The following is an 11,094-nucleotide window of genomic DNA, read 5'->3' as shown; positions in this document are numbered from 1 at the left end:
TCCAACGTGCTGAACAAGGTCCCGAAGTCGATGTATCCGGCGGTGAAGGCCGACCTGCGCGAGATCTGGCAGGCCGAGACCCGCGCCGTAGCCGAGACTGCCCTCGACACCTTCACCGAGAAGTATGGCGCCAAATACCACAAGGCCGTCACCTGCCTGACCAAGGACCGGGAGGCGTTGCTGACGTTCTACGACTTCCCGGCCGATCACTGGGATCATCTGCGCACCTCGAACCCAATCGAGAGCGTGTTCGCCACCGTCCGGCATCGGACGGTCCGTACCAAGGGTGCCCTGTCTCAGAAGACCGCAAAACTCATGGTCTTCCCGCTGGTTCAGGCCGCGGCCAGGAAATGGCGGAGGCTCAAAGGCGCCAACCAGTTGCCTCTCGTCGTCGAAGGCATCATCTTCAACGACGGTGTCGCCAGCCGCGATGCCGACAAAAGCCGCGCCGCTTGATCAGCCCGCGTCACCCAGATTCCCGCATAGCTCAATTACGGACGGTGCTGTGCGGTCCGTGGTCTGTCAACGAATTGCGTGTGGGCTTGGTCCCGCACTGCGGTTCACCTGTGATCCTGGACTTCGCCGGGGCTGCGAATAGCTGGAATGACACGCTGTAACCGCAGCAATCGCCGTGTAGCCGGGCAGCAGCTTCGGGCCGCTCACGACACGACGTTCATTGCTGCGTCTGCGAACTGGCCACCTCCCGCGACAGTCAATTTGGGCTCGCAGTCAGATTTCGCCGCCGGAAGCATCAACAACGGTTCCTGATCTGCCAACGTCGGCGCGTTGAGCGACGTCGATCAAGATCAATAGCTTAGCCCGGCCCACCTATGTCCGGTTCCGCGACATGTTTGACGCGTCCCTTGCTGCACAAGCATTGGGCCGCACTGAGCCCTTCCCGTCCGCCGGGTCACATCGGCGGCAGGAGCACGATCTTCCCGGCGTGTTCCTTTTCGCTGAACGCGCGCTGAGCCTCCGCGATCTTCTCGAGCGGAAAGGTGGCTGACACGAGCGGCCTGATGTCGGCGGCCTCTATGTAGGAGATAAGGTTCGGGAACACGCTCTCGTCCCACGCCGTGCAGCCGATGAAGGTGATGTCCTTCAGGTAGAGATCGCGCATGTCGAGCTCGACGATCGGGCCGGCGATAGCGCCGGACGAGACATATCGCCCGCCGCGGCTCAGGACCTTCAGCATGGTCCCGAAGCCCGCACCCGCCACGTTGTCGATCACCACGTCCACGCTTTCCGCGCCGAGTGCCTCCAGCGGATCGTCGTCCCGCGTCAGGACACGGTCCGCGCCGATATTCCGAACCATGTCGCGCTTGCCGGCGCTGGTGATCCCGATGACCGTGGCACCGCGCCGTTTCGCGAGCTGAACGACTGCCGACCCGACGCCCCCCGATGCACCGGGCACGAGGACGCGCATGCCCGAGCCGACGCCGGCGCGCTCGACCATGTTCTCAGCTGTGCCGTACGCGCAGGGGATCGAGGCCAGTTCCGCGTCGCTCCAGTCGCACTCGACGGAAAACGCCTCCGCGTCGGGTACGCTGACATATTGCGCGAAGGCACCGTCGAAGTCCGACCCGAGCCAGACCGTCTTCATGCTGTCGAAGCCGGTCTCGCGCATGCAGGCACGAACGATCACGCGCTGGCCGATGCGCGTCTCGTCCACGCCCGGTCCGACCGCGGCGATCCGCCCGCAGCAATCCGTTCCTTGGATGAAGGGGAACGGTGTCGTCTCGTTCCACCCGCCGTCGGACCGCTCTTCACCGTCGCCGGTACCCTGAGTTCCCTCCCGGACCGAGGATGAATACCATCCTAGCCGGGTGTTGATTTCGGTGTTGTTGACACCGGCGGCCAGCACCTGGAGCAGAACTTGCCCGGGACCGGGTTTCGGCACCGGGCAGTCGCGGTAGTCCAGCTTCCCGTAGTCGCCGACCCCGGTCGTGACCACCGCTTTCATGGTTTTGGGTAGATCCTGCATCCGATGCTCCCGGCGCTGCGCATTCCATCGTCGGACAATACTGCAGATGCCTGCTTTGTCCCGCACTTCCAGAACCAAAACCTGGCGTGGTGGACCGCGGCTCCGAGCCCTTCCACGACAGTCAGCAGCACTTGAATTTCGTCCCGCGACCAAGGCCGTCTCGCTCGTTCAAATTAAGTGGCGCGTTCGTCTTTGGGCGACCCCATCACGATGTAGGACGTGATTGCATTGACATGGGATTGGGTGCCCAAGACCTCCGTATGAAAGCGCTTGTATTCCGAAAGATCGGCGCTCTCGACGCGGAGCAGGTATTCGAAGGACCCTGCTACGTTGTGGCACTCGACGACTTCGGGCGCGACTGACATGGCGCGCTCGAAGCCCTCCTGTGCCGCCTTGGTATGGGAGGACAGGCCGACCATGACATAGGCGGCAAACCCACGACCCATGCGCTCGCGGCTGGTCACGACTCTGTTAGCCCCGGATCACGCCGGTTCGCTCGAGCTCTTGAACTCGTCTCAGGCAGGCCGAGGGAGACAGGCTGACACGCTCGGCCAGAGCGACATTGCTGATCCGGCCGTCGCGCCGTAGCTCGCGCAATATTTTGTGGTCTATAAGATCCATGAGCCGACAATCGTTGTGCATAGAAATCCTAGAATGGAATAATAGACGACATATTGCGACCTCGTGCCGATATTGTTGCCTGGAGGTAATACTGGAGGTACGCTGGATGAGTCTCGCTATCCTGACCGCCCTTCTGGGCTTCGCATTCGTCGCCACTGTCACGCCGGGGCCAAACAACCTGATGCTGATGGCGTCCGGTGCGAACTTCGGCTTCCGTCGGACCTTGCCGCACATGCTCGGCATCGTCGGAGGCGTGTCGGTCATGGCCCTCCTCGTAGGTGCGGGGCTGATGGCGCTGTTCGACGCAGTGCCCGCCCTGAACCTGGTGTTGAAGGTCCTTTCCGTCGGCTACCTGCTCTGGCTGGCATTCAAGATCGCCACGGCCGCTCCGGTGGAGGAGCGGGACGCGGACAGCCGTCCCATGACCTTTCTTCAAGCGGCCACTTTCCAGTGGGTGAACCCAAAGGCTTGGGCGATGTGCCTGTCTGCCATCACGCTCTACGCGCCCGACCGCTCACTGCTGTCGGTTGCCATCGTGGCCGGTGCGTTCGCGCTCGTCTGCTTTCCGGCGATTTCGGTCTGGGCATGGCTTGGGACTGTAGTCCGTCAATGGCTGTCGAACGCCCTCCGGCTCAGGGTCTTCAACATCACCATGGCGGCCCTTCTGGTGGCATCGCTCTATCCCGTGCTCGGTCTAGGCAACTGAACAGTGGCGTTGGGGTGGGGTCCGCTCCCTCCGCGCTGAGGTCACTGCTCTCGAGGGTTTCGCTGCGCGGCGCACTAACGACCGGATCCACAGCTGCGATGCGGCATAAAGATTTGCCGCGTCACAGCAAAAATTCCGCTGCGAGCGCGCGCAGCGAGAATTTGACACTTCCGCAACGGGCTCCGAACTGCCGTTCGCCGCGCGCTGCCTGAACGGCAGCTTCATGTGCCGGGTTAACTTGCCTCCTCCGGCACACCTTCGGCCCCATCACATCGTACTGGACCGATAAGAGACCTCAGACGGTCGGGTTGGTAGGACCACCGGATTTCAACGCGCTTGAGTGCAGCTTACTGTAGGTCTTCCGGTCGATACCAAGTATTGCTGCAGCGCCCACAAAACTCTCAGTCGTATCAAACGCCCGAAGGATCTCATCTGGCGAAAACTCAACGCGCGGGCGACCCTTCTCGCGAGCAAAGCCCAGCGAGCGCCTCTTTTCAGCTATCCACTTCGTGTCGACGCGGTGAAGCCTTGCGAGAGTCGTATCTCGATGTCCCTCCCGAAACTGCTCCCTGAGCAGCATATCGAAGTCGAAACCGAAATGCTCCAGGATCCTAATAAGATTGGAGCGACTGGCTGCGAACCGCTTCTGAACCTCCGCTAGGGACCGGCTTTCCGTCATCAGGCCCAGAAGTTCTGAATAATGCACACCTGTCCCGTGGCCATCGACAAAAATGAAGACGTTGTCTCCAGCTATCGCCAGATAGTTTTTTGGGTCTGCCATGGCCCCTCTCCTGTGATCAAAAACTCCGGTGAAATTCTCGAAGTAGTAGTGCCGCGAATTTCGCCATACTTTTTAACCACCTGATTTAAAACGGTTCTTCTTGACTGATTCGTTAATCACTGATTCTCTCCGGATCACGAAGTCCCAGCAACCATGGTTACAGCATCGATGTCCCACACGGTGAATCCTGCTCACGAGCGCCTGAAGATGGAGCTGCGATTACGCGGCAGGTCCATCGCCTCGGTCGCCCGCGAGCTTGAAGTGCTGCGTTCGACGGTCACGCTTGTTAGCCAAGGTCTGCGTCGGTCCTCGAAAATCGAGAAAGCCCTCGCCGACGCGGTCGGCACGACACCGGCTGAGCTCTTCCCAGACCGATACCCAGCAGAGGAGGACCGTCCAACCGAGCAAACCTGACACCGGGAAAAGAAAAGACCTTCCCACGCTGTCAGGAAGGCCTTTTCGAATAAGCGTCGTTGGTCGCGACTTCTTATTCATCCCCTGAGTCTCACTGAAAGTCAACCTGCCGGGGCATCACTCGGCAGGGCAGCCAAACTCATCTCAAACATAGGGGGATGTCGCCCCGCACCTGCTCTGATCCGCAAGGATCGGTGCCCGGGTGAGGTGCGCTCCAATCATCATGAAAGACAATCTGATCTACCGCGGGCCGGAGCCGAGCCACGCGACCCGTGTTCCTGCGCGCCGTTCCAAGGGCAGCCTTCGTGGCTCCATGGTCGCCATGCTGCCAGGTTTCGGTCGCCCGCGTATCATCCACTTCGAGAGTGCGCTCGAATACGCCTTTCTCTGCCTGATGCTGGTGCGAGAGGACGTGCACTACATCCGGGAGCAGCCTCCGGCGATATCCTATGTCGGCACCGACGGCCGCCCCGCGCGACATGTCTTCGACTTCCTGGTCACGAGGACGGATGGCGAGCGCGTCGCGGTCGCGATCAAACCCATGCAGCGCGCGCTGAAACTGAACTTTGCCTCCGAGCTCGAAGCTGTCTCGGCAGCGGTCTCCAAGTCCTTCGCTGACCGTGTGCTGCTGGTCACCGACCAGCACATCGACCGGGTCGCCGCTTCTGAAGCGGCCCGGAAACTCGCCTGGTCGCGCCCCTCTCTGGTGGAGGTAACGGCATGACCCTGCGTTTCCGCTTTTCGAAATCTGACATGATCACGGCAGCAGGGGTCGCCATGCGACCGATCGAGATCAACGATGTCGGCGGTACCTTCGAGCGTGTCGGCCAGCCAGGCATCACAGAGGCTTTTTCCCACCAGGAACTAGCGGAGATGATGCGCCGACCGGACACGACCTATTTTGCGGGCTACTTCGACGTCTCGATGCAGCAGCTCCGGTCCTCCGGCTGTAAAAACTCGTACTCCGACTACACGCAGTCGGAACAATCAGTAGCGCGGTATCGCGAAGCCTACTGCCTTGCCATGCTGCAGCTTAAATCCGAAGGTCTTCTCGACCTGACCCATGAGAGCTTTGTCCGACATAGCCCGCAGATTCAGGCCATCGCTCAAAAACGTTTGGCGGAAGGCGAGTACGGGGCCGTTGGCAAACGTGCCGGGGCGAAAATTGTGGCGCGAAAGCCCCCAGGCAGCACCTCCGCCCTGAAGTGGCTACGTGCATACAAACGTGCTGGATACTCGGTCCTGGCTTTGTTCCCGAAAACCTCACGCTCTGGAAACAGGGACCGTCGCTGGTGCCCGCACGCCGAAGGGCTGATGAACCAGGTGATCGAGGTCTATGCAGATACTCAACGGCCCACTAAGGCCCAGGCGATCAAGTCGACGCAGGCGCTTTTCGAGGAAGAGAATAGATCCCGGGTCGAGCAAGCGCTGCCGCCTCTCGCCATTCCTTCCGCATCAAGCATCAAGCGTCGCCTCGACCTGGCCGACCCGTTTTACATCCGTGCGAAGCGGTACGGTATTGCGGCAGCGGCATCTCACTTCACGCTCTTCAGCAATGGCCCAGATGTGCAGCGCCCCATGGAGCGGGTCGAGATGGACGAGAACCGCCTCGACGTAATCTCTCTGCTTACCCTGAGCGGCATCTGGGATCACCTGCCGCGGGATAGACAGGTGCGCTTCGAGACAGGACGGCGCTGGCTCTACATCGCCATCGACTGCGCAACGAAATGCGTCGTTTCCATGCGGCTGGCGGAGACACCGAATTCCGACGACGCGATCAGGGCCCTCCGGGATATTTTTGAGGACAAAACACGGATTGCCGCAGCTGCCGGATGTGAGAGCTCATGGCATCACCATGGCGGCATCGGTACGCTGGTCACCGACATGGGCTCGGCCTTCGGTTCGGAGCAATTTCAGGGGACTGTCAGCTCCCTCGGAAATACTGCGCATCTTCCTCCTGCGGGCGTCCCTTGGCTGCGCGGACATATCGAGTCCTTCTTCCGCACCCTCGGCCACCAGCTGATGCCACTCCTTGCTGGCCGAACCTTTTTCGACACGGTTCAGCGCGGTGACTACCCCTCAGAGCAGCTTGCCTGCCTATGCGATGATGATCTGATAAAGGTGCTGCTGACCTTCGTCGTCGACATCTATCACAATCAGTCTCACGGGTCTCTGAAAGGGGAAACTCCGAACGCTGCTTGGGCACGTCTGGTCGCCGAGCATGGCACACCGCCGATCCCCGACGGCCTCACATTGCGCAAGGCCTTTGGTCGTCCAATGCAGCGCAAACTGCGCGGGGATGGCGTCCGTTTCTCGGGCTTGAGCTATAGCTGCGAGGCGCTGCGTGAGGCCTATCTTCACTCCCCGGTCAGGGATGTCGAAATCAGAGCTGACCTGAACGACATCGGGTGGATTGCCGTGCGTGTTGGCGCGACGTGGTATCCGGCCATGGCCAACGAACAAGGCTTCGATGGCATCAGCTATGATCAGCTGCGAGAGGGCATGCGGGCGACCCGGCACCAGCACAAACGGGACGCCATGTTGGATGCGCCCAAGGTCCAGCGCGCGATTGAGCGGATTTCCGAGGCGAACCGCCAGGCCTTCGCGCTCCGTGAGCTGACACCATTCCACATGACCGATTTGGATGTCGCCCGCTCCGAGGCCTCTCTTCATTACGCAATCCGATCAGACGCGCAGCGGCTTGGGAAAATTCAACCCACGTCCGATCCGCTGGCAGATGGCATCACCATCTCACCCCAAAACGCGACCTCGGACGACATGCCGGAGATAGCTAAGGCGACGCCGACAGTCTCGTCGCAGCCCAAGACGTCCTGGAGGATCGATGATGACTCCTGAAAAATCGATGCAGATCGCGACAGCTGTTGCTGAGTTGGATAATCATTTCGTTCACCATGAACGTTTTGCTCCTCTCGAGCAGCGCTTCCGCTTCCTGATCCAAAAGCGCTTCGCGGATTTAGCGGCGGGCCGAAACCGTGAAGCACATGGACTGACTCTCACCGGAGAAGCAGGCGCAGGCAAAACGACCGCGGTCAGACACCTGCTGGCGAGAACACAGTCCTGGATCACCACAACCGACACTCCTGGTATGAAGATCATAAGACTCGACGTGCCCGCCAGACCAAGCCTCAGGGCCCTTGGGCACAAGGTTATTGCCGCGCTTGGCTATCCGCAGGGACGCGGCGGAGAGGGCTGGTATCTCTGGGGGCTTATTCGCCATCACGTCAGGGAACAGAAGGTCGTGTTCATCCATCTCGACGAAGCGCAGCATTTGGCGGAACACCGTAATGAGAAGGAACTCATTGCGACGATATCCGAACTGAAAACCATGATGAGTGATAGTGATTGGCCCGTCGGCATCCTGATGTCGGGAACTGTCCAGCTCGAAGACCTTCTCAATAGGGATCCACAGATCAGCCGTCGCATGGAGGCGGTACATTTCGGTCCGATTGAAGCGCTGTCGCAAACGGAGAATGTTCTGGCGCTGACCTCTGCCTACTGCTCGAAGGCCTGCCTCGAGCCCGAAGCGAGCATTGATACGGTCGAGTTCGTAGAGCGCCTCGTCCATGCAGCAGCCCGCCAGTTCGGCCTGATGATCAAGCTTATTTGCCTAGCGATCGAACAGGCACTTCTTGCGGAAGACAAATACTTGGGGATGGTCCACTTCGCGATGGGATATCGGAACAAGGCGGACTGCTCCGATACTTTCAACCCGTTCATCATTCCGGACTTCTATCGGGTCGATCCACGGCAGATCTTCGCAAGGGATCGCTCCTGATGGCACCGTTCTTCCGAAAACTGCCGCTTCAAGTCGAGTTTCACGACGGCGAAACAGCCACCTCGCTTGCCGGTCGCCTGGCACTCCGCAACGGAGCGCCGAAGGTCTCGGCCCTCTGTTCGGATGCAGAACTGGATCTGCTTCAGCTCACCAATGGTACGCCCGAGGCGGTGACGCAGGTTGCGGCAATGGCCGGGGTCGAGGCTTCGCGGCTGCAACTCTGGACCCCATACTGGATCGCTCCGGGCTGGTTTCAGCTGGGGCGGGAAAGGATCAAGTTCACCGCCTTCAGCCGCACAGCATTCAAAGGGTGTCCGCGGTGCCTGCAGGAGGCATCAGGTCCGACAGAAGCGGCCCATTTCGGTCTCTGGCAGCTGACCTCGGTGCGTACCTGCCAAAAGCATGCCTGCTACCTTGTTCCTCTCCCCCAGGTTTCCGGAAACCGACATGCCTTCGATACGGCCTATCTGGTTTCAGGCTTCGAGCCGCCTGAACCTACGGAAGCGACCGAACAGTTTCAGGCCCTCGAGCACTATCTCCGGAAAAGGGTCGAACAAGGTCCGGGGCGCACTTGGCCAGACCGGTTACCCTTCCATGTCGCGGCGCAGACCTGCGAGGCCTTCGGGCTTCTGCTGACCCTTGGCCCGAAAGCCCGGCGAGAAACAGCGACGCCAGCGCAATGGGCGGCTGCAGGCACTGCCGGTTATGGTGTCCTGCGTCACGGACCAGATGCTTTCCGGGAAAAGCTCAAGGAGATCCAGCGGGCGCATCCGGTCGACAACACCCTCTACCGGACCCGCTATCGCGTGTTCTTCGAGTGGCTGCGCCACCGCGACGACGACCCTCAGTTCGATGTGATCCGCGATCTGGTGCGAGAGTTCATCTTCCGCAACTTCCCGATCTCCGAAGGCTCCATCGTTCTGGGCCGCCCCTGCCCTGAACAATACGTCCACTCGCTTTCGACGGCGCGCTCGCGATATGGCATGTCTGGTTGGAAACTGGCGCGCCGCCTGGCCTCGATGGGTCTCGCGGAGAGGAAGGCCTCTGGTCAGGGTTTTGTACTGACCGGTTACGTGCCAACGGAAATCATCAATGACATCGCGACCGATTTCGACGCCCTTCTGAACGCGACCGACGCGGGAAGATATCTTGGCGTCGAGCGTTTCATGATGGCCAAGCTGACGAAGCCCGGAATGGTCGAGAAGTACTTCGACGAAAAGAATGCCTCGCCGATGTATCACCCGCGCGATCTCGACGGGTTCATCGGGAAGCTGCGGGCGCGCATTGAGCGCTCCGAGGCGACGGACGTACTCGACATTGCGACAGCATCGCATCGTGTCCGGATACCGACCGAACGCGTGGTCGAGATCATTCTAAGAAACCGCCTTCCGCTGTATGCCCCCGACCCCACCACCGCACGCTTCCCGGATATCGGCGTCTCGCTCTCCCTATTGCGCGAAGTCATTGACACGGATCACGCGGGGACCGTGCACCCCACCCGAGCCGCCAAGATCCTCGGGTTCAACGTCCGGACGATCCGCAGCCTGATGGACACAGGCGTTCTGACGTCTTGCCATGTGGACGAGTTGAAGAGCGGACGCAGCCGACGGTACGTCTGCGCCAAGTCGATGGAGCGGTTTTCCAAAAGCCATATCTCGGTGGTCGAACTGGCAACGGCGAGCGGACGGCTGCCAGGCGTCGAAGCCGTGATCCAGCTCGACCGCGGGGCGCAGCCCCTACCACTTGGGCCGCGGGCCAACATGATTTTCAGGCGAAACGACGTTCTCTAAAACATCACTCACGGGAAGCCGGCCGCTGCGCCGGCTTTTTCATGTGCGGTCAGAGGCAGACTTATCTGACGAAAAAGGCAGGTTCGGTTCAGCATCGAGATTTTCGGCTGCTGAAATCAAAGGGAAATTTTGTACCCCAGAGGCTGAACTTTGTGACAATTCCCACTTCATGAAAAGCACCAGATAGTTCTGCCTTTCTCGTCAGAGGTTTTGCCTCTGCCGCGCACACGGGTGCTGTTTTCCCTACGAAAATCCATGCTGTTTCGATCCGCGCCTTTCGGCGTGTCGATCGCTGCGCAGCCCCTACCCTGTCAAACCCGAGGATGGCCCATGAGCGACCATTTCTTCGTCGTGACGGGCGGCCCCGGTGCGGGCAAGACCAGCCTGATCACCGAGCTCTCCCGCCGCGGCTTTCATACGATCCCCGAATCCGGCCGCGCGGTCATTCGCGAGGAGGTGGCCAGCGGCGGAGACGCCCTCCCCTGGGCGGATCGCACCGCCTATGCCGACCGGATGCTGGAGTGGGACCTGCGCGCCTACAGCGCCGCACAGGCGCTCTCAGTCCCCGTGATCTTCGACCGAGGTATTCCCGACATCATGGGCTACCTGACCCTCTGCGGCCTCCCCTTGCCGCCCCACATCGCCGCTGCGGCCAATGCAGCCCGTTACAACGCCCGCGTCTTGCTGACGCCCTACTGGGACGCGATCTTCACGCAAGACACCGAACGCAAGCAGACCCGTGCCGAGGCCCAAGCAACCTGCGCCGCCATGCGCAAGACCTACGCTGCGCTCGGAAACGAAATCATCGAGCTGCCGCGCGCCGACATTGTAACACGCGCCGACTTTGTCTGTGCGCAATTGGCAATCTGACGGAAATCTCTGGGGTCAGGACCCATTGATTTGGTTGTGAGAGCGTGAATCACCGTTCGAAAATGAGCGGTGAACATGTCAGATCCTTTCTGGTTGAGCGATGCGCAGATCTCAGCGATCATACTCGCTGCA

10 protein-coding genes and 1 pseudogene are annotated in these 11,094 nt (G+C 60.5%); 8 read left to right on the top strand and 3 right to left on the bottom strand.

Annotation, left to right across the window (positions count from 1 at the left end):
- Positions 1-456: IS256 family transposase (locus OCH239_RS20360; RefSeq protein ID WP_037267095.1), on the top strand; the 456-nt coding region annotated here is incomplete at its 5' end.
- 454 nt (positions 457-910) lie between these two features.
- Here the strand turns inward: OCH239_RS20360 and OCH239_RS20355 are convergent.
- Positions 911-1,984 carry an alcohol dehydrogenase family protein gene (locus OCH239_RS20355; protein WP_037267089.1) on the bottom strand — a complete coding sequence of 358 codons (1,074 nt, stop codon included), beginning with the start codon at positions 1,982-1,984 and terminating at the stop codon, positions 911-913.
- 173 nt (positions 1,985-2,157) lie between these two features.
- A pseudogene (locus tag OCH239_RS20350) lies at positions 2,158-2,605 on the bottom strand (Lrp/AsnC family transcriptional regulator).
- Positions 2,606-2,711: 106 nt separating this feature from the next.
- On the opposite strand from OCH239_RS20350, the gene OCH239_RS20345 reads away from it, so the two are divergent.
- Positions 2,712-3,311 carry a LysE family translocator gene (locus tag OCH239_RS20345; protein ID WP_037267087.1) on the top strand — a complete coding sequence of 200 codons (600 nt, stop codon included), beginning with the start codon at positions 2,712-2,714 and terminating at the stop codon, positions 3,309-3,311.
- Between the two features lie 295 nt (positions 3,312-3,606).
- Here OCH239_RS20345 and OCH239_RS20340 read toward each other — a convergent pair whose 3' ends face one another.
- Positions 3,607-4,092 (bottom strand): hypothetical protein, encoded by a 486-nt coding sequence (locus OCH239_RS20340; RefSeq protein ID WP_037267085.1) that lies wholly within the window; start codon positions 4,090-4,092, stop codon positions 3,607-3,609.
- Between the two features lie 168 nt (positions 4,093-4,260).
- On the opposite strand from OCH239_RS20340, the gene OCH239_RS20335 reads away from it, so the two are divergent.
- From OCH239_RS20335 to OCH239_RS20310, 6 genes are all read left to right on the top strand, one after another.
- Positions 4,261-4,506: a helix-turn-helix domain-containing protein gene (locus tag OCH239_RS20335; RefSeq protein WP_244430413.1), complete on the top strand. Its 246-nt coding sequence runs from the start codon at positions 4,261-4,263 to the stop codon at positions 4,504-4,506.
- Between the two features lie 223 nt (positions 4,507-4,729).
- On the top strand, positions 4,730-5,230 hold the full coding sequence (locus OCH239_RS21905) for a TnsA endonuclease N-terminal domain-containing protein (RefSeq protein WP_244430412.1): 501 nt from the start codon (positions 4,730-4,732) through the stop codon (positions 5,228-5,230).
- Positions 5,227-7,362 (top strand): Mu transposase C-terminal domain-containing protein, encoded by a 2,136-nt coding sequence (locus OCH239_RS20325; RefSeq protein ID WP_051489677.1) that lies wholly within the window; start codon positions 5,227-5,229, stop codon positions 7,360-7,362. Before OCH239_RS21905 ends, OCH239_RS20325 begins: the two co-directional genes overlap by 4 nt.
- On the top strand, positions 7,349-8,302 hold the full coding sequence (locus OCH239_RS20320; RefSeq protein ID WP_084782729.1) for an ATP-binding protein: 954 nt from the start codon (positions 7,349-7,351) through the stop codon (positions 8,300-8,302). The genes OCH239_RS20325 and OCH239_RS20320 overlap by 14 nt, the downstream gene beginning before the upstream one ends.
- Positions 8,302-10,092, top strand: a complete 1,791-nt coding sequence (locus OCH239_RS20315; protein WP_037267079.1) for a TniQ family protein — start codon at positions 8,302-8,304, stop codon at positions 10,090-10,092. The genes OCH239_RS20320 and OCH239_RS20315 overlap by 1 nt, the downstream gene beginning before the upstream one ends.
- Before the next feature lie 330 nt (positions 10,093-10,422).
- Entirely contained in the window at positions 10,423-10,962 is a 540-nt protein-coding gene (locus OCH239_RS20310; RefSeq protein WP_037267077.1) for an AAA family ATPase, read from the top strand.
- The last annotated feature ends 132 nt before the right edge of the window (positions 10,963-11,094 follow it).

This window comes from Roseivivax halodurans JCM 10272 (assembly GCF_000521785.1).
GTDB lineage: Bacteria > Pseudomonadota > Alphaproteobacteria > Rhodobacterales > Rhodobacteraceae > Roseivivax > Roseivivax halodurans.
The sequence above is the reverse complement of the archived record's forward strand: the minus strand, read 5'-3'. Positions and strand labels throughout refer to the sequence as shown.